This window comes from Streptomyces sp. NPDC027962, from assembly GCF_055566095.1.
The window spans coordinates 1-26,080 of the sequence record NZ_JBVHTA010000062.1 but is presented as its reverse complement, the minus strand read 5'-3'; the positions used below and the strand labels follow the sequence as shown (position 1 = coordinate 26,080).

Genomic DNA, 26,080 nt, shown 5'->3' with positions numbered 1-26,080 from the left:
TCTCATGTCTCCTTCGGTGAGTGCGTCCGTAACCGAACCACGGACGCACCCGAGGTTATACGCCCTGGCTGATCGAACTCATATTGAAGTCCGGTACCCGCAGCGCGGGCATCGCGGCCCGGGTGAACCAGTCGCCCCACTCGCGCGGCAGTGTCTTCTCGGTGCGCCCGGCCTCGGTGGTCCGGAGAAGCAGGTCGACGGGAGACTCGTTGAAGCGGAAGTTGTTGACCTCCCCGACGACCTCCCCGTTCTCCACCAGATACACGCCGTCCCTGGTCAGACCGGTCAGCAGCAGCGTCGCCGGGTCCACCTCCCGGATGTACCACAGGCAGGTCAGCAGCAGGCCGCGGGCCGTGGCGGCCACCATCTCGTCCAGCGATCGCTCACCGCCGCCGTCCAGGATCAGGTTCCCCGTACCGGCTGCGACCGGCAGGCCGGTCAGGCCGGCGCTGTGCCGCGTGGTGACCAGGCGCTCCAGCTTCCCTTCCCGTACCCATTCCGTCGGCCCGAGCGGCAGTCCGTTGTCGAATACGGAGGCGTCGTCGCCGGAGGAGTGCGCGATCACGAACGGGGCGGATTCGAGCCCCGGCTCGTTCGGGTCGCTGCGCAGGGCCAGCGGCAGCGGAGAGAGAGTCTCCCCGACGCGGGTGCCGCCGCCGGGTTTGGAGAAGACCGTACGGCCCTCGGCGGCGTCCCGGGCGGCGGAGGACCACAGCTGGTAGATCAGCAGATCGGCCACCGCGGTGGGCGGCAGGAGCGTCTCGTACCGCCCGGCCGGCAGCTCGATCCGGCGCTCCGCCCAGGCCAGCCGCTGCGCCAGCTCGGCGTCCATGGCGGCCGGGTCCACGTCCTTGAAGTCCCGCGTCGAGCGGCCCGCCCACGCGGAGCGGGCCCGGTCCGGAGACTTGGCGTTCAGCTCGAGGGTGCCGTTGGGCTGGTCGTGCCGCAGCCGCAGGCCCGTGGAGGTGCCGACGTACGTGGACGTCATCTCGTGGTTGGCGAAGCCGTACAGCTCACGGCCGCCTGCCCTGGCCCGGGCGAAGGCCTCGCCGAGCGCGGGCGCGAAGTCCGCGAACACGGCCGAGGTGGTCTCCGGGGGCGCGTCCGTGAAGTCCGGGGACGCCGGAGTGCCTTCGACGAGCGGCTGGGCGTCCTCGGCCGGCCCCGCTGCGCGGGCCGCGGCCTCCGCGGCGCGCACCAGCGGCTCGAGGTCGGCGGCGGTCACGGCGGACCGGGACACCACACCGGATGCGGTGCCCTCCGAGCCGTCGACGGTGGCGATCACGGTGAGGGTACGGCCGCGGGTGACGCCGTTGGTCGTCAGCGCGTTCCCGGCCCAGCGGAGGTTGGCGGACGACTCCTCGTCGGCGATGACGACGCAGCCGTCGGCCGTGGACAGCTCGAGAGCCCGCTCGACGATCTCGTGCGGCTTGCTGGTACGGCTGCTCATCGACCCGCCTCCTGCGTGGTGTTCAGACTGTGCTTGCCCGGGGGGCGACCCCCGGACCCCCGGCAGGGGGTCGCGTGCGTGGTGTGCGCGCTCATCGACCCGCCTCCTGCGTGGTGTTCAAGATGGTGACGCCCCGGAAGAGGGCGGACGGGCAGCCGTGCGAGACCGAGGCCACCTGGCCGGGCTGGGCCTTGCCGCAGTTGAACGCGCCGCCCAGCACGTACGTCTGCGGACCGCCGACCTGCTCCATGGAGCCCCAGAACTCGGTCGTCGTCGCCTGGTAGGCGACATCCCGCAACTGCCCCGCCAGCCGGCCGTTCTCGATGCGGAAGAACCGCTGGCCCGTGAACTGGAAGTTGTAGCGCTGCATGTCGATCGACCACGACCGGTCGCCCACCACGTAGATCCCGTGCTCGACCCCGCCGATCAGGTCGTCCGTCGACAGCCCGCCCGGGTCCGGTTGCAGCGACACGTTCGCCATCCGCTGCACCGGCACATGCGCGGGGGAGTCGGCGTACGCGCAGCCGTTGGAGCGGCCGAGGCCGGTCAGCTTCGCGATCCGCCGGTCCAGCTGGTAGCCGACGAGCGTGCCGTCCTTGACCAGGTCCCAGCTCTGCGCCTCCACGCCCTCGTCGTCGTAGCCGATCGTCGCGAGCCCGTGCTCGGCCGTGCGGTCGCCGGTCACGTTCATCACTGAGGAGCCGTACGCCAGCTTCCCCAGCTGGTCGAAGGTCGCGAACGACGTCCCCGCGTACGCGGCCTCGTAGCCGAGTGCCCGGTCCAGCTCGGTGGCGTGGCCGATCGACTCGTGGATGGTCAGCCACAGGTTGGACGGGTCGACCACGAGGTCGTAGCGGCCGGCTTCGACACTCGGCGCACGCATCTTCTCCGCGAGCAGCGCCGGGATCTGCTCCAGCTCCGCGTCCCAGTCCCAGCCGGTGCCGCGCAAATACTCCCAGCCGCGGCCCACCGGGGGCGCGATGGTGCGCATGGAGTCGAACTCGCCGGCCGTCTCGTCGACGGCGACCGCGGTGAGCTGCGGATGCAGCCGCACCCGCTGCTGGGTGGTGACGGTGCCGGCCGTGTCCGCGTAGAACTTGTTCTCGTGGACGGTCAGCAGCGAGGCGTCGACGTGAGCCACTCCGTCGGCCCGCAGCAGCCGGTCGCTCCACTCGGCCAGCAGCGCGGTCTTCTCCTCGTCGGGCACGGTGAAGGGGTCGATCTCGTACGACGAGACCCACGTCTTCTCCGCGTGCACCGGCTCGTCCGCCAGCTCCACCCTCTCGTCGCTGCCCGCCGCCGCGATCACCTTCGCCGACAGCTTCGCCATCGCCACCGCCTGGCCCGCGACCCGCGCCGCGGCGTCCATGCTCAGATCCACCCCGGACGCGAAGCCCCAGGCCCCGCCGTGCACGACGCGCACCGCGTACCCGAGGTCGGTGGTGTCGGACGACCCGGCGGGCTTGGCATCGCGCAACCGCCAGGACGCGCTGCGTACGCGCTCCAGCCGGAAGTCGGCATGCTCAGCCCCGAGCGCACGGGCGCGGGCAAGCGCCGCGTCGGCGAGTGCCCGGAGGGGCAGCGCGGTGAACGTCTGATCGATGTCGTGGGGCACGGACGGCCCTTCCCTTCGCTTTGACTCGCCCTGCAGGGGGTTCTGCGGCAGTGAATCACGTCTCGGGGGCCTGGATCTCCCGCAATTGCGGGGCCTGAGCGGGTTCGGCCGACAGCCGACGCGGGGACGGGGAACGGCCTGATCACGTACGACAGCGGATGCTTGGCCACGGCAAGCGGATGCTCGATGCGACCCGGGAGGCGGGACTCGCCGCTTACGCGCCCGGGGCGGCGGACTGAGCGCTGTACGTCCTCGGGCCCGGGGCGGCGGACCGGGCGCCCTACGGCCAATGGTTTCTGTAGGGATCCGACAGCGACTGATCGAAGGCGCTGTCAGGGCCCGATTCCCCGTACGGCGGACCGGACCGATAGGTTTTCGAGGTAGTCGCCTGGCTCCCAGGTGCTCCAGACCGCTAACGAAAGGGTGATCCGTTGAGCCGCTCGGTTCTCGTCACCGGAGGAAACCGGGGCATCGGCCTCGCCATCGCCCGCGCTTTCGCCGAGAACGGCGACAAGGTCGCCATCACCTACCGCTCGGGTGAGCCGCCCGCCGAGCTCGTCGAGGCCGGTTGCCTCGCCGTGCGGTGCGACATCACCGAAGCGGAGCAGGTGGAGCAGGCCTACAAGGAGATCGAGGAGAAGCACGGCAACGTGGAGGTGCTGGTCGCCAACGCCGGCATCACCAAGGACCAGCTTCTGATGCGTATGTCGGAGGACGACTTCACGTCCGTCCTCGACACCAACCTCACCGGCACCTTCCGGGTCGTGAAGCGCGCCAACCGCGGCATGCTGCGCGCCAAGAAGGGCCGTGTCGTGCTGATCTCCTCCGTGGTGGGGCTGCTGGGCTCGGCCGGGCAGGCCAACTACGCAGCCTCCAAGGCGGGTCTGGTGGGCTTCGCCCGCTCGCTGGCCCGTGAGCTCGGCTCGCGGAACATCACCTTCAACGTCGTCGCGCCCGGCTTTGTCGACACCGACATGACGCAGGCGCTCACGGACGAGCAGCGCGCGGGCATCGTCTCGCAGGTGCCGCTCGGCCGTTACGCGCGGCCGGAGGAGATCGCCGCCGCCGTGCGCTTCCTCTCCTCCGACGACGCGTCGTACATCACTGGAGCCGTCATCCCCGTTGACGGCGGATTGGGCATGGGTCACTGATCACATGAGCGGAATTCTCGAGGGCAAGCGCGTCCTGATCACCGGTGTGCTGATGGAGTCCTCCATCGCGTTCCACACCGCGAAGGTGGCCCAGGAGCAGGGCGCCGAGGTCATTCTGACCGCCTTCCCGCGGCCCACCCTGACCGAGCGCATCGCCAGGAAGCTCCCCAAGCCCGTCAAGGTCATCGAGCTCGACGTCACCAACGACGAGCACCTGGCCCGCGTCGAGGACATCGTGCGCGCGGAGCTCGGCGGTCTGGACGGAGTCGTTCACTCCATCGGCTTCGCCCCGCAGGACGCCCTCGGCGGCAACTTTCTCAACACGCCGTTCGAGTCGGTGTCGACCGCGATGCACGTCTCCGCGTTCTCGCTGAAGTCGCTGACCATGGCGTGCCTGCCGCTGATGCAGAACGGCGGCTCCGTCGTGGGCCTGACCTTCGACGCGCAGTTCGCCTGGCCGCAGTACGACTGGATGGGCCCGGCCAAGGCCGCGCTCGAGGCCACCAGCCGCTACCTCGCCCGCGACCTCGGCAAGCAGAATGTCCGCTGCAACCTGATCTCGGCCGGCCCGCTCCGTTCGATGGCCGCGAAGTCCATCCCCGGTTTCTCGGACCTGGCGAAGGTGTGGGACGAGCGCTCCCCGCTCGAGTGGGACATGGCAGACCCGGAGCCCGCGGGCCGCGGTGTCGTCGCGCTGCTCTCCGACTTCTTCCCGAAGACCACCGGCGAAATCGTCCATGTCGACGGCGGCGTGCACATCATGGGTGCCTGACCAGCAGATACGTACTCCGGGGACGCCCCGCCGACCGCATGCGCGGTGGGCGGGGCGTCCCCCGTTCGGCCCAGCACTCACCCCACGGGTGGGCGGTCCTCGCCGGGGGCGGCGATGCTGGAGGAGCAAATCTTCCTTGTGGTGCTGTTGCGGCGCGCGCGCCGTAGCCCGGCCGAGGAGGTCCTGCTCGTGCGTACGAAATGGCGCAACGCCTCCGTACTGGCCGCCGTGACGGTCCTGTTGGGGGCGATCCCCTTCGCCACTCTCCAGTTCCGCCAGGAGTCGCAGGACCCCCGGCCGGCGCCGGCGCCGACCTACCAGGCCCGGTGCAGCACCGTCGTCGAAGGTTCCCGGGTCACCGCCTACTGCCACAACCCGTACCCCGGCGCCGACCGGGTGCAGCTCCACGTCGAGTGCGACCGCTGGTGGGACGTGGACGCGGACACCGCGCCCGTGCTGCTCCGGCCCGCCGGATACGGCGAACTGTCGGGGCGCTGCTGGAAGGAGATCCGGTCGGTCTGGGTCAGCCACCAGCCGCTGAGGGCCGGCGCAGACACATGAACGGATGGCCGGCCGCCTCGGAGGCCGCCGTGTCGCCGTCGCCCGCGCGGATCGCCTCGACCAGCCGTGCGTGATCCATGTGGTTCTCGGGGCGCAGCTCCTGGCCGATGTCGTCGCGCAGCCAGTCCCGCAGCAGATCGCCCAGGTCCGCGTAGAGCCCCGTCAGTACCTCGTTGTGGGACGCGGCGACCACGGCGAGGTGGAAGGTCGCGTCGGCCGCCACGAACGCCTCGGCGACGCCCGAGTCCCAGGCTTCCTCGCGCCGGGCCAGCAACGAGTCCAACTGCTTCAGGTCGCGTTCGGTACGCCGCTCGGCGGCCAGCCTGGCGGCGGACGACTCCAGGGTGGAGCGCAGCTCGGCGATGTGCCGGGGGTCGGCGTCGGCGAAGCGGCGGTGCATGACACCCGCCAGCTCGCTGGTCGCCACGACGTACGTGCCCGAACCCTGCCGGATGTCGAGGAGCCCGTTGTGGGCGAGCGCGCGCACCGCCTCCCGGACGGTGTTGCGGGCGACACCGAGCTGCTCGACCAGTTCCGGTTCGGTCGGAATCCGCGAACCGACCGGCCACTCGCCCGAGGTGATCTGGTTCCGGAGCTCGGTGATCACTTGGTCGGAGAGCGCGGAACGCCGGGGAGAGGACAGCGCCATGGTGCTCCTTGTCGTCAGAGGTCCGCCCGACGCCCGTGGAAGACGTTCGTTCGGGATTGGACAACCAATCATCCCATGATTCTATGATGGGCTCCATGCTCGACGAGACCCGCACCCTCGGCCCCGCCACCACGGCCCCTGCTCCCCAGGATTCTGCCGCCCGTCGGCGCCCCGTGTGGGTCACCCGCCTCGTCGTCGTCGGCATCGTCCTCGCCGCGCTCAACCTGCGCCCCGCCATCACCAGCCTCGGCGCCCTGCTGGAAGAGGCCCGCACCGGGCTGCACATGAGCGGCAGCGTGGCCGGGCTGCTCACGTCCGTACCACCGCTCTGCTTCGCCCTCTTCGGCGTCGCCGCACCCCGGCTCGCCCGCCGCTTCGGGCCCGGCGCCGTGCTCTGCGCCGGTATGGCCGCCATCACCGCAGGACTCGCCGTACGGCCCTTCGCGGCCAACACCGCGGGGTTCCTCGCCGCCAGCGCGCTCGCCCTCATGGGCATCGCCGTCAGCAACGTGCTGATGCCGGTGATCGTCAAGCGGTACTTCCCCGACCGGGTCGGCTCGATGACCGGCATCTACTCCATGGCGCTCGCACTCGGCACGTCCGTGGCGGCGGCGGCGACCGTGCCCATGACCGCTGCGCTGGGCGGCAGTTGGCGCACCGGCCTCGCGGTGTGGGCGGCGCTGGCCGCCGTCGCCGTACTGCCCTGGCTCGGGCTGGTACGCGACCGTGGCGCCGGCGCCGGCGCCGGCAGCGTCTCGGGTCCGAGCGACGCCGACCCGGCCGCTCCCGCTCCGCGCATCACCCGCAGCCCCACGGCATGGGCACTGGCCTGCTTCTTCGGGCTCCAGGCGACCGGCGCGTACATCACGATGGGCTGGATGCCTCAGATCTTCCGCGATGCGGGCGTCTCCGCCGGGGCCGCGGGCGTGCTGCTGGCCGTCACCATGGTCATGGGCGTGCCGCTGGCGTTCGTCATCCCCCGGCTGGCGACCCGGATGAAGCACCAGGGGCCCATCGCCGTGGTCCTCGGCCTGTGCGGACTGGCCGGCTACCTGGGACTGCTGCTGGCCCCGGCGGCCGGAGCGTGGGCCTGGGCGCTGCTGCTGGGCGTCTCCAACTGCTCGTTCCCGCTCGCCCTCACCATGATCGGCATGCGGTCGAGGACGGGTGCGGGCGTCGTGCGGCTCTCCGCGTTCGTCCAGTCGACCGGCTATCTGATCTCCATCCCCGGCCCGCTGCTCGTGGGCGTGCTGTACCAGCACAGCGGCGGCTGGGGCCTGCCGACCGGGCTGATGGCGGGGCTGCTCGTACCGCAGATCGCCGTGGGCGTCCTCGCGGGCAGGGACCGGACGATCGAGGGCGAGACCGGGGTGCGACACTGACGCCATGCCTGTGCTCGATCCGAATCCCCAGAACGGCCAGAAGAAGCTCCTCGGGCTCTTCGGCCTGATCCTTCTCATCGGCGTGGTCATCTCGATCATTGCGACCGTCGCCGCGCCGTAACCCTGTGGCAGCCGCCCGCCCGGGGCACCGTCTGCAAGAGGGTGGTGCCGGCCCCACCATCCCCTAGGGGGGCAGGGTCAGGGTGAAGTGGGTGGGTCACCGGATGGGCGCCGCCCTTCATGATCCGTACGTTTGAGGGACTCGACCTCAGACCTACGGAGGCGGCCATGCAGGCCCACGCGCACACCCGGTCCCGTACCCAGGCCCCGGTCGTCGTCGGGGCCCGGCTGCCCTGGTGGGCGCTGGCTCTCCCGGCCGTCGCTTTCTGCACGCTGCTCACGCTGATCGCCGGCCCGGGGCAGGTGCACGCCGTGTCCGGCAACGCCCCCGCCGTCGGCGAGGTCCTCCGGCTGATCCTGCGCACACTGGCCCCTTGACGGGGTCACCCATGACGGGTGGGCACCCCAACACCCTGCGCCTGATGGCTCAATTCATGCGAAGCTGGGTTGCATGAGCGCCGCTGTGTCTTCCGGGGGGACACCCCCCGGACCTCCCGAATCCCGCAGGATCGTTCTCCTCCGGCATGCGAAGGCCGACTGGCCCCAGGTGTCCGACCATGAGCGCCCGCTCGCAGAGCGTGGCCGCAAGGACGCCCCCGTGGCCGGCCGCCGGCTCGCGGAGACCGGCATCGACTTCGACCTGGCCCTCTGCTCCACCGCGGCCAGGACCCGCGAGACATGGAAGCTCGCCGTTCACGAGCTGCCGCACCGCCCGAAGACGGTGTACGAGGAGCGGCTGTACGAGGCATCCCTCGGCGACCTGCTCGCCCTGCTCAACGAAACCGCTGACGATGTGAACGACCTGCTCGTCATCGGCCACAACCCCGGAATGCACGCTCTCGCCGACGCCCTCGCGGGCGGGACCGAGGGGGACGCGCTGTCCCGCATGACCCGTGACGGCTTCCCGACCTCGGCGTTTGCCATCGTGTCCTTCGCCGGATCATGGAAGTCCGTGGAGCACGGCGTGGGCACGCTGCTCGACTACTGGACCCCGCACGACTGACCCGTCACGGCTACCGGACCCCGCACGACTGACCCGTCACGGCACAGAGCGAGCCCGGCACACACTGTGTGCCGGGTCCGCCCGCTGCCCTGAGTCGCTTCCGCGTGCGGCGCCCGTCAGTGCTCGCCGGTGCCGTCGTCGGCGGCCTCGACCTCTTCGCGGGTGATACCCAGCAGATACAGCACCGTGTCCAGGAAGGGCACATTGACCGCCGTGTGTGCGGCCTTGCGCACGACGGGCTTGGCATTGAACGCGACACCGAGCCCCGCGGCGTTCAGCATGTCCAGATCGTTCGCGCCGTCGCCGATCGCGACGGTCTGCGCGAGCGGAACCCCTGCCTCGGCCGCGAACCGGCGCAGCAGCCGCGCCTTGCCCGCCCGGTCCACGATCTCGCCCACAACGCGGCCGGTGAGCTTCCCGTCCACGATCTCCAGCGTGTTCGCCGACGCGAAATCGAGCCCGAGCCGTTCCTTCAGGTCGTCGGTGACCTGGGTGAAGCCGCCGGAGACGACGCCCACTTGGTAGCCGAGCCGCTTCAGCGTACGGATCAGGGTGCGTGCCCCCGGGGTGAGCCGCACTTCCGCGCGCACCTTGTCGACGACGGAGGCGTCGAGACCCTCGAGCAGCGCCACCCGTGCGTGCAGCGACTGCTCGAAGTCCAGCTCGCCGCGCATCGCCGCGGCGGTCACCTCCGCGACCTGGGCCTCGCAGCCGGCGTGCGCCGCGAAGAGCTCGATGACCTCGTCCTGGATGAGCGTGGAGTCCACGTCCATGACCACCAGCCGCTGCGCCCGCCGGTGCAGCCCCGCGGAGACGACGGCCACGTCGACCCCGATCTCGGCGGCCTCTATGGCCAGCGCGGTCCGCAGCGGCTCGGTCTCCACGCCGGAGACCGCGAACTCCACAGCGGTGACGGGGTACTTCGCGAGCCGGAAGATGCGGTCGATGTTGCCGCCGACGTCGGCGATGGTGGCCGCTATGGCCGCCGTGGAATCCGCGGTGAGCGGGTGCCCGAGCACGGTCACATGCGAACGTCCGCTGCCACGCGGCCGGTTGTCGCCCGTACCGGAGATGATCTCGGCCTGCAGTTTCAGTGAGTCGGCCCAGCTGTGCACGGTGGCACGCAGGTCGCCCTCGGTGGCCCCGCCCACGCTCGGCGCCGTGACGAGGACGCACAGCACGAGGCGGCCCCGGGACACGACCTGCTCGATGTCGACGACGTCGACGGCGTACGCGGCGAGGGTGTCGAAGAGCCCGGCGGTGATCCCCGGGCGGTCCTTCCCGAAGATCTTGACGAGAAGGGTGGGGACGTCGGCGTTGGGAGGGGGCTGCGATGCGCTCATGGTGCTACCACCGTATCGGGCGACGGCCGGGAGGAGACGTCCCGTCCCGCCTGCCGGACAGGCCATCCGCCCAGTGGCCGGGACCGGCACGTTCGACCTGATTGGCGCGGATTATTTGGTTCACACATGATCCATGACCACTCGTGGGTGATCGTCACCCCTCGCGGTGCCCGTCGGCGCCGGCGAACGTACCGACTCCGTACCGAACGAGGTCTTCACAAGGCCCGACTTTCGGATACGGGACCGGGCCTGAAATAGTTCCCCACGATGTTCGCCTTCCCTAGACTCCCGGCGACGGGGGAAGCTCGGGGGACAACTAGTGGGGCATGGAGTGCCGGAACTCGTACTGGAATTGAACGGAAGGACCTGGACGCTCGATCCGTCCCGGTCGTACACCCTGGGACGCGATCCGCAGGGGGATGTGGTGATCGACGACGCCAGAGTGTCGTGGCGGCACGCCACGATCAGCTGGGGCGGGCGTAGTTGGGTCATCGAGGACCACGGCAGCACCAACGGCACGTACGTGCAGGGGCAGCGGATCCATCAGATGGAGATCGGCGCGGGGACGGCCGTCCATCTGGGCAACGCCACCGACGGTCCCCGACTCGCTCTGAGCGGTGCCGGTGCGCCGGCCGGCGCGGGCGCCTACAGCGCGCAGGCCGCCGCCCCGCAGCAGATGGCCCAGCAGGCCCCGGCGCACCAGGCACCGGCCCAGCAGCCGCAGCAGGGCTGGCCGCAGCCCCCCGCCCAGCAGCAGCCGCCTCAGCAGGGCTGGCAGCAGCAGCCTCCGCAGGCGCAGCAGCCGCAGGTCCCGCACCAGCAGGGCATGCAGAAGGCGCAGGGAGCTCCGCCCGTCCACGGCGACCGCAGCCCGACGACCTTCCACCAGTTGGCGCTCGGTCGCGTCATACGTATCGGTCGTGCGCTCGAGAACGAGCTGGTCGTCTCCGACCTCCAGGTCTCGCGCCACCACGCCGAGTTCAGTGCGCACCCCGACGGCCGCTTCGAGATCCGCGACCTCGGGTCGCACAACGGCACGTACGTCAACGGTCAGCCGATCGCCAAGTCCGGCACGGTCATCATCGGCCCGAACGACATCGTCGGCGTCGGCCACTCCACCTTCCGTATCGTCGGCGGACAGCTCGAGGAGTTCGTCGACACCGGTGAGGTCTCCTTCTCGGCCCGGCACCTCACGGTGACCGTCGACGGCGGCAAGCAGATCCTCCGCGACGTCTCCTTCGGCGTCCCGGAGAAGTCGCTGATCGGTGTCATCGGCCCGTCCGGTTCCGGAAAGTCCACCCTGCTCAAGGCGCTCACCGGCTACCGGCCCGCCAACCAGGGCGACGTCCTCTACGACAACCGCAGTCTCTACAAGCAGTTCGCAGAGCTGCGCCAGCGCATCGGTCTGGTCCCGCAGGACGACATCCTGCACAAGGAGCTCACCGTTCGTAAGGCGCTCAAGTACGCGGCCAAGCTCCGCTTCCCCGGCGACACGGCCGAGGCCGAGCGAGAGGCGCGTATCGACGAGGTGCTGCGCGAGCTGAAGCTCGACCTCCACAAGGACAAGAAGGTCACCTCGCTCTCCGGCGGCCAGCGCAAGCGCGTCTCCGTGGCCCTGGAGCTGCTGACCAAGCCGTCGCTGATCTTCCTGGACGAGCCGACCTCCGGCCTCGACCCGGGCATGGACCGTGACGTCATGCAGCTGCTGCGGGGTCTGGCCGACGACGGCCGTACGGTCCTCGTCGTCACGCACTCCGTGGCCGAGCTCCAGCTGTGCGACAAGCTGCTCGTCATGGCGCCCGGTGGCTCCGTGGCGTACTTCGGTCCGCCGGAGGAGGCGCTCAACTTCTTCGGGTACAGCACCTGGGCCGACGTCTTCTCCGCGTTCGAGAACTACCGCGACTACGACTGGGCGGGCCGCTGGCGCGGTTCGCAGCACTACCAGATGTACGCCGCGGACATCGACGCCGTCGCCGCGCAGGCGGTGAACATGCCGCCGCCGCAGCAGATCAGGCCGCCCAAGCCGCAAAGCTGGGGCTCCCAGCTGTTCACCCTGATCCGGCGCTATGTCTCCGTCATCGCGTCCGACAAGGGCTTCATGGCGCTGATGCTGGTCCTGCCGGCGGTTCTCGGCGCGGTGAGCCTGGTCATCGACCCGGACAAGGGCCTGCTGGTCAACGTCAACGAGCAGACCGGGCGGGTCATCCCCAACGGCACCGCCACCACGGTGCTGCTGATCCTCGTGGTGGGCGCGTGCTTCGCGGGCGCCGCCAACTCGGTCCGTGAGCTGATCAAGGAACGCGTGATCTACGAGCGGGAGCGGGCCACGGGCCTGTCGCGCTCCGCGTACCTCATGTCGAAGGTGATCGTCCTCGGTCTGATCACGGTTGTCCAGGGTGCCCTGGTCGGAGCCATCGGCTTCGCCACCCGCGAGCTGCCCGAGGAAGGGCTGGTCCTGGGCGGGGCGGTCATGCTCGAGCTCTCCCTGCCGATCATGGCGCTCGGATTCACCTCGATGATGTTCGGCCTGATCATCTCGGCACTGGTGAAGACCGCAGAGAAGACCATGCCGCTGCTGGTCATGTTCGCGATCATCCAGGTCGTGTTCACCGGCTGCCTCTTCATCCTGCACGGCACTGTCGGCGTCAACGAGTTCTCGTACCTGATGCCGTCGCGCTGGGCGGTCGCCGCCGCCGGAACCACGCTGGACTTCAACCGGATCAACCCGAACACGGACGACCCGACCAGCACGGACCCGCTGTGGGACCACGAGGCCGCGGCCTGGGGTATGGACATGGCCGCACTCCTCGCGCTCGGCGCCCTGTGCGGGTTCCTGGTGGCACGCTTCCTGCGCCGCCACGAGCCCGAGGTCATGCGCAAGTAACGCACATCACGCCGTAGCCCGACGACGCCGAAGGGCGCACCCCGCGTGGGGTGCGCCCTTCAGCGTCTGTTTCATGTCCGCCGGGTTGTGCCGGCTCGGCTCAGCAGGCCTCAGTAGGCGCTGTTGACGTTGTCCATCGAGCCGTAGCGGTCGGCCGCGTAGTTGCAGGCGGCGACGATGTTCGCGACCGGGTCGTACTGGTCCTTCTTGGTGCCCGGGACGTGGTAGGCGTCGAAGGTGGGCTTGATGACCTGCAGCAGGCCCTTCGACGGGACGCCGTTGATGGCGTTGATGTCCCAGTTGTTGATGGCCCGCGGGTTACCGGAGGACTCACGCATGATGTTGCGGTGGATGCCCTCGTAGGTGCCGGGGATGTCGTGCTTCTTCATGATGGACAGGGCCTCGCGGATCCAGCCGTCCAGGTTGTTCGGGTAGGTCACCTTGGCCGGCTTGCGCGCGGCGGAGCGGCTGGCGGCCTCGTCCTTGGCGCGCTTCTCGGCGGCGGCCTCGGCAGCGGCCTTCTTCTCGGCGGCCGCCTTCGCCTGGGCCTTGGCCTTGGCCTGGGTGGCCTTGAGCTGGGCCTCGAAGGCGGTCTGCTGGCCGGTGATGCTCTCCTGCACAGCCGCGACCTGCTTCGAGTCGGCCTTCCAGGCCACCGGGGCTGCGGCGACGGCCTCGGTCCGGACGCCGGCCTCGGCGTCGCCCGTGGGGGCGAGCGAGAGAGCGACCGTGGCGGCGGCGACGGCGGCGACGCCGGCGACGGCGGTCTTGCGGCTCTTGATTCGGCGGCGGATCTCAGGGGTGATGAACGCGGACATACAGACGTACCTCTTCGAATAGCGGAAAGTCGCCTCAGGCCGGATCGGCTCTGCGCTGTTCGGAAGCGACGTCGGCAATTCTTAGCTGGCGCAAAATCCCCTGGCAAAGATGTGACGTACGATCCGAGGTAGTGGATCGCTTGCTCCCAATGTCCGGTTTGGCCAGCACTGTCCGCGGTCGGATGCCCCTTTTGTATCAACTAAAGAGTCTCGTAAGTGACGTGCGCCCTATGCCCGGGCTCACATCGGCCGAGGAGAAGCGTCACCAACTGTTGCTCGAGCAATCCGATGAGTGACGCCTCTTCCACGGCTGGAGGAGCTTCTCCTGCGGGAGGAGGAGATGGACGTCGCCGAACTCGTGCCACAGGTAGCGGTGCCGCACCGCCTCGGCGTACGCGCGCGCCAGCGCCGCCCGTCCGGCTATCGCTTCGAGCATCAGCAGGTGCGACGCCTCGGGCTCGTGCAGCCCGGTCAGCAGACCGTCCACCACCAGCACCCCGCGCCGGGGAGTGACGACCAGATCCGTCCAGCCGGAGCACGGACGCACGGCACCCTCGCGGTCCACGGCCGACTCCAGTGCCCGCACGGCCGTCGTGCCGACCGCCACGATCCTGCCCCCGGCGGCGCGAGCGGCGTTCACCAGCCAGGCCGTCGTCGCAGGCACCTCGAAGCGCTCCGGATACGGCGGCTCGTGGGTCTCCGCCGACGCCACGCCCGTATGCAGCACGATCGGTGCGAACTGCACTCCCCGGCTCACCAGGTCCGCCACCACGCGCGTGGTGAAGGGGCGGGCGGCGCTCGGCATCTCCGCCGAGCCGGAACCGTCGGGGGAGGGGAGCGCGAAGACCGTCCGGTAGGCGGACAGCGGCTGGTCCCGCGTCGTGTAGCCGTAGCGGATCGGCCTGCCGTACCGCCGCAGCAGGCGCGGTACGTCCACCGACACCTCAGCCCACCACAGTCGCTCCGCGCCGGGGACGAGCGGCCCTTCCATGACGAGCTCACCGCCGCCGGGCACCCGTACGACAGCCCCCACCGGGCCCCCGGACCGCGGCAGTGTGCTCCCCGAGCCGTCCGGCCGGCGCAGCTCCACCGCCCAGCGACCCCGGTCGCCGCGGGTCGAGAAGTGCACCACGACCGCCTCGCCGCCGAGCCGCCCGTCGACCGCGGCAGCCAGGGTGGTCGACGTGTTGACGACGAGCACGTCACCGGCGCGCAACCGGCCCGGCAACTCACGGAAGTGGTGATGGGAGACGTGCATCCCCTGCGAAACCAGCAGCCGTACGTCGTCCCGCCCCGACCCGCGCTCCTCGGCGGGCACCCGCGCGGACAGGCCGTCCGGCACACGCAGCGCGTCCGACACGGACGGGACCGCCTCCTCGGGCCCGGCCCTCATCGGGTCTCCAGCAGCGTGCGTGCCACGTAGCGGCCGCCGGCCGGCCGCTCCGCGAGCAGCCGCAGAAAGGCGGGGACGACGGACTCGGGCGAAGGGCGCTCATCCCGGTCGCCCGGCACGGCCGCTTCGTACAGGTCGGTCTGCATGTCGCCGGGGTCGACGCTCCACACCCGCAGGCCGGGCTCCTCCTCGACCGCGAGAACGGCGGCGAGATGGTCCAGCGCGGCCTTCGACGCCCCGTAGCCGCCCCATGTCTCGTACGCCTCAGCCGCCGCGTCCGAACTGACCGTGACGACCGCCCCACCCGCCCGCGACGCCCGCAGCAGCGGCAACGCCTCCTGTACGAGACCGAGAGCCGCGACCACATTGGTCTCCAGCGCCGCCCGCAGCCCCGCCACCGGCAGCGCCTCCAGCCGCACCAGCGGTTCCGCACCCAGCGCGCTCGCGTTGCTCACCAGCAGGTCCAGGCCGCCCAGCGCGCCCGCCGCGGCCACCAGCTCACTGCGGTGTGCGGCGTCCGTGACGTCCCCGGGGACCGCGACGACCCGGGTCCCGTACAGTCCGGCGTGCTCGGCGCTCTCCTTCAGTACGTCCGCGGTCCTGGCGCCCAGCACCAGATCCCAGCCCTGCTCCGCGAGCGCCGCCGCCAGGGCGCGCCCCAGCCCCTTCGACGCCCCAGTGATCACTGCTACCGGCATCGTGCCCATCCCCTTGCTGTCCCCGGATGCCGCCTGTGCGGCCTGTGTGGATGGACCCAACCTAGGAACGCCGTCCGGACCGCCGCCTCGGGCGCGAGGACCTTCCGGGCAAGGCACTTCGACCTACGCCCGCAGTCCTAAGCGGATGCGGTCCCCGGTCCGATACGGACTGTCACACCCCGCCGGTACCGTGAGGTCATGAGTCACCGACCCGGCTCCGGCCTCGCCGCCGTGAGCACCGCACTCCTCGCGATGAGCCGGCATCTCGAGGTGCGCGACGTCCTGAAGACGATCGTGGCCTCGGCGCGCGAGCTTCTCGACGCCGAGTACGCGGCGCTGGGCGTGCCCGACGACCACGGAGGCTTCGCGCAGTTCGTCGTCGACGGCGTCAGCGACGCCCAGTGGAAAGCGATCGGGCCCCTCCCGCGCCAGCACGGCATCCTCGCCGCGATGCTCCACGAGGCGAAGACGGAGCGGCTCGCGGACGTCCGCAAGGACCCCCGTTTCGAGGGCTGGCCGTCCACGCACCCGGACATGTCCGATTTCCTCGGTCTGCCGATCAAGGACGGCGACGAGATCATGGGCGCCCTGTTCCTCGCGAACAAGAGCTGCCCCAAGCCGGACGGCGGCTGCGGCTTCACCGAGGAGGACGAGGAGCTGCTCGGGATCCTCGCCCAGCACGCGGCGATCGCCCTCACCAACGCCCGCCTGTACGAACGCAGCCGCGAGCTCACCATCGCGGAGGAGCGCTCCCGCCTCGCCCACGAACTGCATGACGCCGTGAGCCAGAAGCTCTTCTCGCTGCGGCTGACCGCCCAGGCCGCCGCAGCCCTCGTGGACCGCGACCCGGGGAGGGCCAAGGGCGAACTGCAGCAGGTCGCGGCGCTCGCCGCGGAGGCCGCGGACGAGCTGAGGGCCGCCGTCGTCGAGCTGCGCCCCGCCGCGCTCGACGAGGACGGTCTCGTCAACACCCTCCGCACCCACATACAGGTCCTCGACCGCGCCCACGACGCGCGCGTCACCTTCGACACCACCGGCATCCGGGCCCTGCCGGCCGCCCAGGAGGAGGCGCTGCTGCGGGTCGCGCAGGAGGCCCTGCACAACGCGCTGCGCCACTCCGGCGCGAAGGCGGTGGACGTGGTGCTGGTCCGCCGCGGACAGGGCGCCGTCCTGTCCGTCACCGATGACGGCAGGGGCTTCGAACCGAGGGCCGTCCGCAGGGCCGGCCGCCATCTGGGACTCGTCTCGATGCGCGACAGGGCGGGCGGCATCGGCGGCAGGCTCACCGTCGAATCGGCCCCCGGCCAGGGCACCACGATCGAGATGGAGGTCCCCGGTGGCTGACAACAGGATTCGGGTCCTGCTGGTCGACGACCATCAGGTGGTGCGGCGAGGGCTGCGTACGTTCCTCGAGATCCAGGACGACATAGAGGTGGTCGGCGAGGCGGGCGACGGTGCGGAGGGCGTCGCGCTGACCGAGGAGCTGCGGCCCGACGTCGTCCTCATGGACGTCAAGATGCCGGGGATGGACGGTATCGACGCCCTGCGGAGGCTCAGGGAGCTGGCCAACCCGGCAAAGGTTCTGATCGTCACCAGTTTCACCGAGCAGCGCACGGTCGTCCCTGCCCTGCGCGCGGGTGCCTCCGGCTATGTGTACAAGGACGTCGACCCGGACGCGCTGGCCGGCGCCATCCGCTCCGTGCACGCCGGTCATGTCCTGCTGCAGCAGGAGATCGCGGGCGCGCTGCTCTCCGACGACGAGCCGGGCGGCGGCACGGGCCGGGGCAACAGTCTCACGGAGCGGGAGCGCGAGGTGCTCGGGCTGATCGCGGACGGGCGCTCCAACCGGGAGATCGCGCGGGCGCTGGTCCTTTCGGAGAAGACGGTCAAGACCCACGTCTCGAACATCCTGATGAAGCTCGATTTGGCGGACCGTACGCAGGCGGCGCTGTGGGCGGTGCGGCACGGAATGGCGGGCTGAGCGGAGCGTCACGCTCCGGTGCGAGATTCATACTGTCGGGTGTATGTCACCCATACGGCGCATCCTGATCCAGTCGTGAGCGTTCTTCATGACGTGCTGCGGCGGCCGGCCGCAGCGAATGCTCAGGAGGAATGACGAAGTGAAGAACCTGAAGAAGGCTGCTGCCCTCACCATGATCGCCGGCAGCCTGGTTGCCGCAGGCTCGGGTGTCGCGTCGGCCACCACCGGCGGCGGCGCCCACGCCCATGGCGAGGCCGTCAAGTCCCCCGGTGTCCTTTCCGGCAACCTGATCCAGGCGCCGGTGCATGTCCCGGTGAACGTGGTGGGCAACACGGTGAACGTGGTGGGCCTGCTGAACCCGGCGTTCGGCAACGCCGGCTTCAACGGCTGACGCATCGTCTTGATGCCGTCCGTACGGCCCCCGCGCGCTGCGCCGCCCGGGGGCCGTACGGGTACCACCCTGAAGTTGCCCGCAGCGGTTCCCGCGCCCCTGTCCCGCCCTACCGCCCGGCGGCCGGGGGTCCAACGGGGCTGACGCTGCCCGCAGCGCTTTCCGGCCTCAGTCGCGCTCTCGCTCCCGCTCCTCCACGTACGCGTTGTACGCCGCCACCTGCGCCCGCCGCGCCACGCGCTCCACCGGTCGCAGCGTCTCACCCCGCGCCGCCATCTCCGACGCGCTCACCGCACCCCCGTGCCCGTTCTCGTACGCCAGCGAGACCAGCAGGCCGATGCGCTGCGCCAGTTCCAACACCCGGACCGCCCGCGGCGGATAACCGGGTGCCAGCGTCTCGCCCGCGCCACCCCCTTCCGCCCGTGCCCGGTACGCGTCCAGCGCCGCCTCCGCCACCGGCCCCGACGCCGCCACGTCGAGCCGTGTCAGCGTCGCCGTCGCATCCCGCAGGGCCTCCGCGAGTTCACGTTCCGCCTCGCCGAGCGACGGCACGTCCGCGGGCGGAGCGTCCCGTACCGGCAGGCAGTGCCAGACGACCTCCACGTGCAGGTCGCCGGCCGGGCCCGCCTCGTGGACCTCGGGCACCAGCCCGTACGCCGCGCCCGTTGCGACGACGGCTTCCTCCGCATCGAGCGCCCGCGCGTTGAACTCGGGCGGTCCGCTGAGCCCCAGCGGGTGGCCCGCCGAGGGCAGCGCGACCCGGAAGCCGGTCACGCCGAGCGTGCGCAGGCGTCCCAGCGCCAGCGTCAGCCCGACCGGGGCACTCTCGCCGGGCAGGTCCTCGACCCGGTGCGCCGCGTCGTCGCCGACGATCGCGTGCACGGCGTCGTCCGGTGACACAAGTCCGGCCAAAAGGGCATTTCCCCATGCGGTCAGCCGTCCTGAGCGTGGTTCCGAAAGCATGCCCCCAGCCTAGGGACCGGACCGGGCGACCGGAGCACTCACCCGGTGGCGTAGGTTTTCCCTGGGTGGTGTGCCCTCAGGTGCACCAGGTGCACAAAAGAACCCGAAACGCACCGGAAGACCTCAAGACGATTGCATGGGGAGACTGCGCGCTCATGAGCGATGTACTGGAGCTGGTGGACGTATCCGTGGTCCGCGACGGACGCGCTCTGGTGGACGACGTCTCCTGGTCGGTCAAGGAGGGTGAGCGCTGGGTCATCCTCGGCCCGAACGGCGCCGGCAAGACCACCCTGCTCAACATCGCCTCCAGCTACCTCTTCCCGACCGCCGGCACGGCGACGATCCTCGGCGAGCGCCTCGGCGGCGTCGATGTCTTCGAGCTCCGGCCGCGCATCGGCATGGCCGGTATCGCCATGGCCGAGAAGCTCCCCAAGCGCCAGACCGTCCTGCAGACGGTGCTCACCGCCGCGTACGGCATGACCGCGACCTGGCACGAGAACTACGACGAGGTCGACGAGCAGCGCGCCCGCGCGTTCCTGGACCGCCTCGGCATGACCGAGTACCTGGACCGCAAGTTCGGCACGCTTTCCGAGGGCGAGCGCAAGCGCACCCTGATCGCCCGCGCCATGATGACCGACCCCGAGCTGCTGCTCCTCGACGAGCCGGCTGCCGGTCTCGACCTCGGTGGCCGTGAGGACCTGGTCCGCCGCCTCGGACGGCTCGCCCGTGACCCGTACGCCCCCTCCATGATCATGGTCACGCACCATGTCGAGGAGATCGCGCCCGGCTTCACCCACGTTCTGATGATCCGTCAGGGCAAGGTGCTCGCCGCGGGTCCAATGGAGACCGAGCTGACCTCCCGCAACCTCTCGCTCTGCTTCGGGCTGCCGCTCGTCGTCGAGCGCAACGGCGAGCGGTGGACAGCCCAGGGCCTTCCGCTCGGCTGACGGCCCTGGTTGACGGTTCGGCTGCCGGACGAGGGCTGACGACTCCGGCGGCGGACAGGGGCCGACCTGTCTCGCCCCCTGTCCCGAGCGCGTCCGGCGGACCTACCATGCCCCTGTGGACATCGACGCATGGGTGTGGTGGCTGATAGGCGCGGTCGGACTGGGCATTCCGCTCGTGCTGACCGCCATGCCGGAATTCGGAATGTTCTCCGCCGGAGCGGTGGCCGCGGCCGTCGTCGCGGCGGTGGGCGGCGGCACAGTGGCCCAAGTGCTCGTATTCGCCGCCGTGTCCGTGGCGCTCATCGCCGTCGTGCGGCCCATCGCGATGAGACACAGATCCCAGAGTCCCCAGTTCGCGAGCGGCGTCGATGCCCTGAAGGGGCGTCAGGCGGTCGTGCTGGAACGGGTCGACGGCAATGGCGGCCGTGTGAAGCTCGCCGGCGAGATCTGGTCGGCCCGCGCCTTCGACACGACCATGGCCTACGAAGAGGGCCAGCAGGTCGATGTCGTCGAGATCGACGGAGCCACGGCCGTCGTCATGTGACAGGCCGTCAACCGCCTCGCCCGCAAGCTTCGTCAACCGCTCCGACACCCCCCGGTCCACCGCCGGACCACCAGGCCGGTCGCCCCCGGAATCGACGCGAACCGGTCGGCCGAAACGGACGAACGGTCCACAGCACAGCCCGTGTTCTGGGAAACTGATCATCAGACTCATCCGGCAGCGAAGGGCACAGGGAACGCGATGCAACCGATCATCATCGTCCTGATCATTCTGGTGGTGCTGGTCTTCATCGCCCTGATCAAGACGATCCAGGTCATCCCACAGGCCAGCGCCGCCATCGTCGAGCGCTTCGGACGCTACACCCGCACCCTCAACGCGGGCCTGAACATCGTCGTGCCGTTCATCGACTCGATCCGCAACCGCATCGACCTCCGTGAGCAGGTCGTCCCCTTCCCGCCCCAGCCGGTGATCACTCAGGACAACCTGGTGGTCAATATCGACACCGTCATCTACTACCAGGTCACCGACGCCCGCGCCGCAACCTACGAAGTCGCAAGCTACATCCAGGCCATCGAGCAGCTCACCGTCACCACCCTCCGCAACATCATCGGTGGCATGGACCTTGAGCGGACCCTCACCTCCCGCGAGGAGATCAACGCGGCCCTCCGCGGCGTCCTCGACGAGGCCACCGGCAAGTGGGGCATCCGCGTCAACCGCGTCGAGCTCAAGGCCATCGAGCCGCCGACCTCCATCCAGGACTCGATGGAGAAGCAGATGCGCGCCGACCGTGACAAGCGCGCGGCGATCCTCACCGCGGAAGGCATCCGCCAGTCGCAGATCCTCACCGCCGAGGGTGAGAAGCAGTCGGCGATCCTGCGCGCGGAAGGTGAGGCCAAGGCGGCCGCCCTCCGCGCCGAGGGCGAGGCCCAGGCCATCCGTACGGTCTTCGAGTCCATCCACGCGGGAGACGCCGACCAGAAGCTCCTCGCCTACCAGTACCTCCAGATGCTCCCGAAGATCGCCGAAGGCGACGCCAACAAGCTCTGGATCGTCCCCAGCGAGATCGGCGACGCCCTCAAGGGACTCAGCGGAGCCATGGGCAACTTCAACCCGATGGCAGGCATGGGTGGCGGCTCCGTACCCAAGCAGACCGGCGGCAACGGTACGGAACGGCGCGAGCAGCCCCCCATCGACTGACGCGCGCACCCTTCATGCATGATCGGTGAGGCCCCTCGACCTTGATGGCGGGGAGGCGACTCACGGCCCATGTAAGGAGATGGCGTTGTCCATCTGGGAAGTACTGGCGGTATTCGCGGCCGGCGTGGGAGCCGGAACCATCAACACCATCGTCGGCTCCGGCACCCTGATCACCTTCCCCGTGCTGCTCGCCACCGGGCTGTCACCGATCACCGCGAACGTCTCCAACGCCCTCGGTCTCGTACCCGGTTCCATCAGCGGAGCCATCGGCTACCGCGCCGAGCTGCGTGGACAAACCCGCCGGGTCCTCCGCCTCGGCGCCACCGCACTCGTCGGCGGCCTGGCCGGCGCCGTTCTGCTGCTCGCCCTGCCCTCGGACGCGTTCGACACCATCGTCCCCGTACTGATCGCCCTGGCGCTGGTCCTCATCATCCTCCAGCCACGCCTCGCCGCGGCGGTCCAGCGGCGCCACGAAGCACAGGGCACCGAAGCGCACCCGCACGGCGGCCCCGCCCTACACACCGGCCTGCTGTTCGCCAGTGCGTACGGCGGCTACTTCGGCGCCGCCCAGGGCATCCTCTACCTCTCCCTCATGGGACTGCTGCTCGACGACAACCTGCAGCGCATCAACGCCGTCAAGAACATCCTCGGCGCCGTCGTCAACGGAGTCGCCGCCGTCTTCTTCCTCTTCGTCGCCGAATTCGACTGGACCGCCGTCCTGCTGATCGCAGTCGGATCCACCATCGGCGGCCAGCTCGGCGCCAGGATAGGCCGCAAGCTCAAGCCCGGCGTGCTGCGCGCCTTCATCGTCGTCGTCGGAACCATCGCCATCGTCCAGCTGCTGCTGCGCTGACACGACGAGGCCCGCCCCGTGCAAGGGAGCGGGCCTCGTCCTCATGTCCCACGGCGGCGGTGCCTACGCGGCGGTGTCCTGCGCTGCGGGCTGCGCCGCCAGCCAGTCCGGCAGCGCGGCACGCTCGCCCGACCGAAGACCGAGCAGCATCGCGTCCGCCGGCGACGGCACGAACGGCTGGTGCAGCAGCGGCATACCCGCCTGCTCCGGCGTACGGTCGGCCTTGCGGTGATTGTCCTCAGTGCAGGAAGCCACCGTGTTCAGCCAGCTGTCGGCACCGCCGCGCGACCTCGGCACCACGTGGTCCACCGTCGTGGCGCGCCGACCGCAGTAGGCGCACCGGTGCTGGTCACGCACCAGCACACCCCGCCTCGACCACGGCGCCTGTCTTCGGAACGGCACCCGCACGTATCTGCAGAGCCTGATCACCCGCGGCACCGGAAGATCCACTGCGGCCGCACGCACACGAAGCGCGGGGTGGGACTGCTCGACAACCGCCTTGTCCTGGAGCACCAGCACCACCGCACGGTTCAGCGTCACCGTCGACAGCGGCTCGAAGCTCGCATTGAGCACCAGTGTGTCCCGCATCCTGCCCACCTCCGTTCGCCCCGCCCAGCTCCCGTCGGCGGGCATCAGGCTTGGATCAACTCTGGCCGGGCGCGCCGAGATGGACAACGCAATATCTCTGCCTTGCCGGGAGAGGACACCAGGACCCCCGGCAACAAAACTGCCCTGCCCTGGTCTCTCCAAGACCAGGGCAGGGCAAACTCCGGACGAACTCTCGGCTTGACTCTCAGCCCTGCGCGGGCGCCTCGTACTCGGCGATCAGCTGTGCACGGGCGAGCGTGTGGAAACGCAGATTGAAGCCGACGGCCGCCGGTGACACATCGGCGCCGGGACCGAGCTTTTCGCTGTCCACCGCGTACACGGTGAAGACATAGCGGTGCTTCTCGCCGGCAGGCGGGGCCGCACCGCCGAAGTCCTTCGAGCCGTAGTCGTTACGGACATGGACCGCGCCGTCGGGCAGCCCCTCGAACTTTCCGCCGCCCGCGCCTGCCGGCAGCTCCGTCACCGACGCCGGGATGTCGAAGAGCACCCAGTGCCAGAAACCGCTGCCGGTCGGCGCGTCCGGGTCGAAGCACGTCACGGCGAAGCTCTTGGTCCCCGGCGGAAAACCCTCCCAGCGCAGATGCGGCGAGGTGTCGCCCCCCGCCTTCAGCTGGGAGTCCTTCAGCACCGACCCATGCTCGATGTCGTCGCTCACCACGGTGAACGAGGGCACCTGCGGATGAAAGTCGTGGGGAAGCGGAGCCCTGTTGAGCTCGGTCACGTCAAACCCTCCGATTCGGCCGTCCTGCTTTCTTTCACCTGCTTTCGCCCCGAGCCTAGAGCCAGTTGCGACGCCCGCCGACATCTGCCAGCCACTGGTTGAGGTATGCCGCCCAGTCGGTCGACGCGAAGTCGTGGTGACCCACCTTGAACGCCTTGTACGAGTCGCTGCTCTCGCTGAACAGACCCGGCTTCTTGTCCATCTCCAGGACGACGTCCATCTCGCGGTCGTCGGCGACGAACGTCAGCTCGACCTGGTTCAGGCCGCGGTACTGCTGCGGCGGCAGGAACTCGATCTCCTGGTAGAACGGCAGCCGCTGGCGTGTCCCGCGGATGTGACCACGCTCCATGTCGGCGCTCTTGAAGCGGAAGCCCAGCTGGATGAACGCGTCGAGAATTGCCTGCTGCGCCGGCAGCGGGTGCACATTGATCGGGTCCAGGTCGCCGGAGTCCACGGCCCGCGCGATCTCCAGCTCGGTCGTGACGCCGATCTCCATCCCACGCAGCAGCTGGCCCTCGATCGTGGTGATCGGGGTCTCCCAGGGGATCTCGAGGCCGAACGGCACAACGTGCACCGCACCAGCCTTGACCTCGAACGCGCCGCCGAGCCGCTGCTTGGTGAACTCGATGTCCTGCTTGACCTCCTGGTCGCCGCCCTCGACCTCGACCCGCGCCTGGAGACCTACGGACAGTCCCTCGATCTGCTGATCAACCGAGCCGCCCTGGATGCGCACCTCACCCTGGACCACGCCACCGGGGACGACGTTCGCCTCGGTCAGCTCCGTCTCGACGGAGGCGCCACCGGCACCCATGCTCGCAAGCAGCCTCTTGAAGCCCATGCCAACTCCTTCTTGGTCTTGCCCCTACATACGCGTTCACATACGCGTCTACATACGCGTCTACATACGCGTCACGACCGTAGTCGGTTCCCCGTGGTTCTCCATCGACCCCCGGTACGCTCGAACGCGATGATCGAGAGCTCTGACCGCACGCCGCTGCCCCGGGACTTCTTCGACCGACCGGTACTGGAGGTCGCGCCGGACCTGCTCGGCCGTACCCTGGCCCGTTGGACCGACGAAGGCCTCATAGAACTGCGCATCACGGAGGTCGAGGCATACGCGGGCGAGGCCGACCCCGGTTCCCACGCCTTCCGCGGCCGCACCGCGCGCAACGAAGTGATGTTCGGTCCTCCGGGCCATGCGTACGTCTACTTCACCTACGGGATGTGGCACTGCCTCAATGTGGTGTGCGGCCCGGAAGGCAGAGCGAGCGGAGTCCTGCTGCGAGCCGGCGAGGTACGGGTGGGCGCCGAGCTGACGCGCAAACGTCGAGTCTCGGCCCGCCATGACAAGGAACTGGCCAAAGGGCCGGCCCGTCTGGCCACTGCCCTCGACGTCGACCGGACACTGAACGGCGCGGACTTCTGCCTGGGTCCCACAGCCCCTCTGTCGCTTCTGCCGGGCCAACGGCCGACGGCTGACCAGGTACGGAACGGCCCGCGCACGGGAGTGGGCGGTGAAGGCGCCTACCACCCATGGCGCTTCTGGATCGACGGCGACCCGACCGTCAGCCCGTACCGGGCTCATGTGCCACGGCGCAGGGGGGCGCAGCGCGCAACTTGACTCGGGTACCCCGGACGCCTAACGTAGCCCGAGCCGCTTGAGACGGAGCACTGCTGTTCAGCAGTTTCGGAGCGGCCACCCACTTCTGACGACGAACCCAATCGGGTGCGATTTCGGCATGCCGGAATCAGGATCTGATGGCTCGATTATGAGCCGCCAGTGAAATCGGCTAAAGTGACGATCACGCCGGAAGGCCGAGGGCCGGAAAGCACACCGAGAAAGTCGGATCGAAAGATCTGATAAAGTCGGAACCGCCGGAAAGCCGAAAGGCTGGAAAGCACGCCGAGGAAATCGGATCGGAAAGATCTGATAGAGTCGGAAACGCAAGACCGGAGGGAAGCGCCCGGAGGAAAGCCCGCAAGGGTGAGTACAAAGGAAGCGTCCGTTCCTTGAGAACTCAACAGTGTGCCAAAAATCAACGCCAGATATGTTGATACCCCGTCCGTCTTCGGATGG

27 protein-coding genes are annotated in these 26,080 nt (G+C 69.7%); 16 read left to right on the top strand and 11 right to left on the bottom strand.

The window, feature by feature from the left end:
* Positions 1–55: 55 nt before the first annotated feature.
* Both ACZ4SA_RS34765 and ACZ4SA_RS34760 read right to left on the bottom strand, forming a co-directional pair.
* Positions 56–1,450, bottom strand: coding sequence for a metallopeptidase TldD-related protein (locus ACZ4SA_RS34765; RefSeq protein WP_468282114.1), 1,395 nt, complete (start codon positions 1,448–1,450; stop codon positions 56–58).
* 91 nt (positions 1,451–1,541) lie between these two features.
* Entirely contained in the window at positions 1,542–3,065 is a 1,524-nt protein-coding gene (locus tag ACZ4SA_RS34760; RefSeq protein WP_468282112.1) for a TldD/PmbA family protein, read from the bottom strand.
* Positions 3,066–3,496: 431 nt separating this feature from the next.
* On the opposite strand from ACZ4SA_RS34760, the gene fabG reads away from it, so the two are divergent.
* From fabG to ACZ4SA_RS34745, 3 genes are all read left to right on the top strand, one after another.
* A complete protein-coding gene (gene fabG, locus ACZ4SA_RS34755; RefSeq protein ID WP_468282110.1) occupies positions 3,497–4,216 on the top strand; it encodes a 3-oxoacyl-[acyl-carrier-protein] reductase in 720 nt (239 codons plus the stop codon).
* A gap of 4 nt (positions 4,217–4,220) precedes the next feature.
* Positions 4,221–4,988, top strand: coding sequence for an enoyl-ACP reductase FabI (fabI, locus tag ACZ4SA_RS34750; protein WP_468282108.1), 768 nt, complete (start codon positions 4,221–4,223; stop codon positions 4,986–4,988).
* A gap of 114 nt (positions 4,989–5,102) precedes the next feature.
* Positions 5,103–5,549, top strand: a complete 447-nt coding sequence (locus ACZ4SA_RS34745) for a hypothetical protein (protein ID WP_468282106.1) — start codon at positions 5,103–5,105, stop codon at positions 5,547–5,549.
* Here the strand turns inward: ACZ4SA_RS34745 and ACZ4SA_RS34740 are convergent.
* Positions 5,512–6,198, bottom strand: a complete 687-nt coding sequence (locus tag ACZ4SA_RS34740) for a FadR/GntR family transcriptional regulator (RefSeq protein WP_468282104.1) — start codon at positions 6,196–6,198, stop codon at positions 5,512–5,514. The two genes, ACZ4SA_RS34745 and ACZ4SA_RS34740, sit on opposite strands and share 38 nt — an antisense overlap.
* Before the next feature lie 95 nt (positions 6,199–6,293).
* Here ACZ4SA_RS34740 and ACZ4SA_RS34735 point away from each other — a divergent pair, with 95 nt between their 5' ends.
* The 4 genes from ACZ4SA_RS34735 (at position 6,294) to ACZ4SA_RS34720 (ending at position 8,703) form a co-directional block, all read left to right on the top strand.
* Positions 6,294–7,580: a CynX/NimT family MFS transporter gene (locus ACZ4SA_RS34735; protein WP_468282102.1), complete on the top strand. Its 1,287-nt coding sequence runs from the start codon at positions 6,294–6,296 to the stop codon at positions 7,578–7,580.
* A gap of 4 nt (positions 7,581–7,584) precedes the next feature.
* A complete protein-coding gene (locus ACZ4SA_RS34730) occupies positions 7,585–7,701 on the top strand; it encodes an SGM_5486 family transporter-associated protein (protein ID WP_468282100.1) in 117 nt (38 codons plus the stop codon).
* 167 nt (positions 7,702–7,868) lie between these two features.
* The gene (locus ACZ4SA_RS34725) at positions 7,869–8,078 is read left to right on the top strand and encodes a hypothetical protein (protein WP_468282098.1); all 210 of its coding nucleotides are present in this window, start codon (positions 7,869–7,871) and stop codon (positions 8,076–8,078) included.
* Positions 8,079–8,151: 73 nt separating this feature from the next.
* On the top strand, positions 8,152–8,703 hold the full coding sequence (locus ACZ4SA_RS34720; protein ID WP_468282096.1) for a SixA phosphatase family protein: 552 nt from the start codon (positions 8,152–8,154) through the stop codon (positions 8,701–8,703).
* 116 nt (positions 8,704–8,819) lie between these two features.
* Here the strand turns inward: ACZ4SA_RS34720 and serB are convergent, their stop codons facing one another.
* Positions 8,820–10,046, bottom strand: a complete 1,227-nt coding sequence (serB, locus tag ACZ4SA_RS34715) for a phosphoserine phosphatase SerB (RefSeq protein ID WP_468282094.1) — start codon at positions 10,044–10,046, stop codon at positions 8,820–8,822.
* A gap of 331 nt (positions 10,047–10,377) precedes the next feature.
* On the opposite strand from serB, the gene ACZ4SA_RS34710 reads away from it, so the two are divergent.
* The gene (locus ACZ4SA_RS34710) at positions 10,378–12,930 is read left to right on the top strand and encodes an ABC transporter ATP-binding protein/permease (protein WP_468282092.1); all 2,553 of its coding nucleotides are present in this window, start codon (positions 10,378–10,380) and stop codon (positions 12,928–12,930) included.
* A 110-nt stretch (positions 12,931–13,040) separates the two neighbouring features.
* Here the strand turns inward: ACZ4SA_RS34710 and ACZ4SA_RS34705 are convergent, their stop codons facing one another.
* The 3 genes from ACZ4SA_RS34705 to ACZ4SA_RS34695 form a co-directional block, all read right to left on the bottom strand.
* A complete protein-coding gene (locus ACZ4SA_RS34705; protein WP_468282090.1) occupies positions 13,041–13,748 on the bottom strand; it encodes a transglycosylase SLT domain-containing protein in 708 nt (235 codons plus the stop codon).
* Between the two features lie 262 nt (positions 13,749–14,010).
* Complete coding sequence (locus tag ACZ4SA_RS34700) at positions 14,011–15,141, bottom strand: S-adenosylmethionine:tRNA ribosyltransferase-isomerase (RefSeq protein WP_468282088.1); 1,131 nt, start codon at positions 15,139–15,141, stop codon at positions 14,011–14,013.
* A complete protein-coding gene (locus tag ACZ4SA_RS34695) occupies positions 15,138–15,839 on the bottom strand; it encodes an SDR family NAD(P)-dependent oxidoreductase (RefSeq protein WP_468282086.1) in 702 nt (233 codons plus the stop codon). Before ACZ4SA_RS34695 ends, ACZ4SA_RS34700 begins: the two co-directional genes overlap by 4 nt.
* A gap of 198 nt (positions 15,840–16,037) precedes the next feature.
* On the opposite strand from ACZ4SA_RS34695, the gene ACZ4SA_RS34690 reads away from it, so the two are divergent.
* The 3 genes from ACZ4SA_RS34690 to ACZ4SA_RS34680 all read left to right on the top strand — a co-directional run bounded on the left by ACZ4SA_RS34690 (position 16,038) and on the right by ACZ4SA_RS34680 (position 18,211).
* Positions 16,038–17,183, top strand: a complete 1,146-nt coding sequence (locus tag ACZ4SA_RS34690) for a GAF domain-containing sensor histidine kinase (RefSeq protein ID WP_468282084.1) — start codon at positions 16,038–16,040, stop codon at positions 17,181–17,183.
* Positions 17,176–17,820 (top strand): response regulator, encoded by a 645-nt coding sequence (locus ACZ4SA_RS34685; protein WP_468282082.1) that lies wholly within the window; start codon positions 17,176–17,178, stop codon positions 17,818–17,820. The genes ACZ4SA_RS34690 and ACZ4SA_RS34685 overlap by 8 nt, the downstream gene beginning before the upstream one ends.
* Before the next feature lie 139 nt (positions 17,821–17,959).
* Entirely contained in the window at positions 17,960–18,211 is a 252-nt protein-coding gene (locus ACZ4SA_RS34680) for a chaplin (RefSeq protein WP_468282080.1), read from the top strand.
* Between the two features lie 168 nt (positions 18,212–18,379).
* Here ACZ4SA_RS34680 and ACZ4SA_RS34675 read toward each other — a convergent pair whose 3' ends face one another.
* The gene (locus ACZ4SA_RS34675; protein WP_468282078.1) at positions 18,380–19,174 is read right to left on the bottom strand and encodes a hypothetical protein; all 795 of its coding nucleotides are present in this window, start codon (positions 19,172–19,174) and stop codon (positions 18,380–18,382) included.
* A 155-nt stretch (positions 19,175–19,329) separates the two neighbouring features.
* Here ACZ4SA_RS34675 and ACZ4SA_RS34670 point away from each other — a divergent pair, with 155 nt between their 5' ends.
* From ACZ4SA_RS34670 to ACZ4SA_RS34655, 4 genes are all read left to right on the top strand, one after another.
* Positions 19,330–20,121 carry an ABC transporter ATP-binding protein gene (locus ACZ4SA_RS34670; RefSeq protein WP_468282076.1) on the top strand — a complete coding sequence of 264 codons (792 nt, stop codon included), beginning with the start codon at positions 19,330–19,332 and terminating at the stop codon, positions 20,119–20,121.
* 115 nt (positions 20,122–20,236) lie between these two features.
* Positions 20,237–20,665 carry an NfeD family protein gene (locus ACZ4SA_RS34665; protein WP_468282074.1) on the top strand — a complete coding sequence of 143 codons (429 nt, stop codon included), beginning with the start codon at positions 20,237–20,239 and terminating at the stop codon, positions 20,663–20,665.
* A 198-nt stretch (positions 20,666–20,863) separates the two neighbouring features.
* Entirely contained in the window at positions 20,864–21,820 is a 957-nt protein-coding gene (locus ACZ4SA_RS34660) for an SPFH domain-containing protein (protein ID WP_100106479.1), read from the top strand.
* Between the two features lie 79 nt (positions 21,821–21,899).
* Positions 21,900–22,673 (top strand): sulfite exporter TauE/SafE family protein, encoded by a 774-nt coding sequence (locus ACZ4SA_RS34655; RefSeq protein ID WP_468282072.1) that lies wholly within the window; start codon positions 21,900–21,902, stop codon positions 22,671–22,673.
* A gap of 63 nt (positions 22,674–22,736) precedes the next feature.
* Here the strand turns inward: ACZ4SA_RS34655 and ACZ4SA_RS34650 are convergent, their stop codons facing one another.
* From ACZ4SA_RS34650 to ACZ4SA_RS34640, 3 genes are all read right to left on the bottom strand, one after another.
* Complete coding sequence (locus ACZ4SA_RS34650) at positions 22,737–23,261, bottom strand: HNH endonuclease (protein ID WP_468282070.1); 525 nt, start codon at positions 23,259–23,261, stop codon at positions 22,737–22,739.
* A 205-nt stretch (positions 23,262–23,466) separates the two neighbouring features.
* Positions 23,467–24,003, bottom strand: coding sequence for a YbhB/YbcL family Raf kinase inhibitor-like protein (locus ACZ4SA_RS34645; protein ID WP_468282068.1), 537 nt, complete (start codon positions 24,001–24,003; stop codon positions 23,467–23,469).
* A gap of 55 nt (positions 24,004–24,058) precedes the next feature.
* Complete coding sequence (locus tag ACZ4SA_RS34640) at positions 24,059–24,841, bottom strand: sporulation protein (RefSeq protein WP_468282066.1); 783 nt, start codon at positions 24,839–24,841, stop codon at positions 24,059–24,061.
* A gap of 129 nt (positions 24,842–24,970) precedes the next feature.
* Between ACZ4SA_RS34640 and ACZ4SA_RS34635 the strand changes: the two genes are divergently transcribed.
* Positions 24,971–25,624, top strand: coding sequence for a DNA-3-methyladenine glycosylase (locus ACZ4SA_RS34635; RefSeq protein ID WP_468282064.1), 654 nt, complete (start codon positions 24,971–24,973; stop codon positions 25,622–25,624).
* Positions 25,625–26,080: the final 456 nt, after the last annotated feature.

What these genes read in the sequence shown, in the direction of transcription:
- ACZ4SA_RS34765 (WP_468282114.1), bottom strand. Translation starts at nt 1,450, where the DNA reads ATGAGCAGCCGTACCAGCAAGCCGCACGAGATCGTCGAGCGGGCTCTC.
- fabI (WP_468282108.1), top strand. Translation starts at nt 4,221, where the DNA reads ATGAGCGGAATTCTCGAGGGCAAGCGCGTCCTGATCACCGGTGTGCTG.
- ACZ4SA_RS34745 (WP_468282106.1), top strand. Translation starts at nt 5,103, where the DNA reads ATGCTGGAGGAGCAAATCTTCCTTGTGGTGCTGTTGCGGCGCGCGCGC.
- ACZ4SA_RS34740 (WP_468282104.1), bottom strand. Translation starts at nt 6,198, where the DNA reads ATGGCGCTGTCCTCTCCCCGGCGTTCCGCGCTCTCCGACCAAGTGATC.
- ACZ4SA_RS34735 (WP_468282102.1), top strand. Translation starts at nt 6,294, where the DNA reads ATGCTCGACGAGACCCGCACCCTCGGCCCCGCCACCACGGCCCCTGCT.
- ACZ4SA_RS34730 (WP_468282100.1), top strand. Translation starts at nt 7,585, where the DNA reads ATGCCTGTGCTCGATCCGAATCCCCAGAACGGCCAGAAGAAGCTCCTC.
- ACZ4SA_RS34725 (WP_468282098.1), top strand. Translation starts at nt 7,869, where the DNA reads ATGCAGGCCCACGCGCACACCCGGTCCCGTACCCAGGCCCCGGTCGTC.
- ACZ4SA_RS34720 (WP_468282096.1), top strand. Translation starts at nt 8,152, where the DNA reads ATGAGCGCCGCTGTGTCTTCCGGGGGGACACCCCCCGGACCTCCCGAA.
- serB (WP_468282094.1), bottom strand. Translation starts at nt 10,046, where the DNA reads ATGAGCGCATCGCAGCCCCCTCCCAACGCCGACGTCCCCACCCTTCTC.
- ACZ4SA_RS34705 (WP_468282090.1), bottom strand. Translation starts at nt 13,748, where the DNA reads ATGTCCGCGTTCATCACCCCTGAGATCCGCCGCCGAATCAAGAGCCGC.
- ACZ4SA_RS34700 (WP_468282088.1), bottom strand. Translation starts at nt 15,141, where the DNA reads ATGAGGGCCGGGCCCGAGGAGGCGGTCCCGTCCGTGTCGGACGCGCTG.
- ACZ4SA_RS34695 (WP_468282086.1), bottom strand. Translation starts at nt 15,839, where the DNA reads ATGCCGGTAGCAGTGATCACTGGGGCGTCGAAGGGGCTGGGGCGCGCC.
- ACZ4SA_RS34690 (WP_468282084.1), top strand. Translation starts at nt 16,038, where the DNA reads ATGAGTCACCGACCCGGCTCCGGCCTCGCCGCCGTGAGCACCGCACTC.
- ACZ4SA_RS34675 (WP_468282078.1), bottom strand. Translation starts at nt 19,174, where the DNA reads ATGCTTTCGGAACCACGCTCAGGACGGCTGACCGCATGGGGAAATGCC.
- ACZ4SA_RS34670 (WP_468282076.1), top strand. Translation starts at nt 19,330, where the DNA reads ATGAGCGATGTACTGGAGCTGGTGGACGTATCCGTGGTCCGCGACGGA.
- ACZ4SA_RS34660 (WP_100106479.1), top strand. Translation starts at nt 20,864, where the DNA reads ATGCAACCGATCATCATCGTCCTGATCATTCTGGTGGTGCTGGTCTTC.
- ACZ4SA_RS34655 (WP_468282072.1), top strand. Translation starts at nt 21,900, where the DNA reads ATGGCGTTGTCCATCTGGGAAGTACTGGCGGTATTCGCGGCCGGCGTG.
- ACZ4SA_RS34650 (WP_468282070.1), bottom strand. Translation starts at nt 23,261, where the DNA reads ATGCGGGACACACTGGTGCTCAATGCGAGCTTCGAGCCGCTGTCGACG.
- ACZ4SA_RS34640 (WP_468282066.1), bottom strand. Translation starts at nt 24,841, where the DNA reads ATGGGCTTCAAGAGGCTGCTTGCGAGCATGGGTGCCGGTGGCGCCTCC.
- ACZ4SA_RS34635 (WP_468282064.1), top strand. Translation starts at nt 24,971, where the DNA reads ATGATCGAGAGCTCTGACCGCACGCCGCTGCCCCGGGACTTCTTCGAC.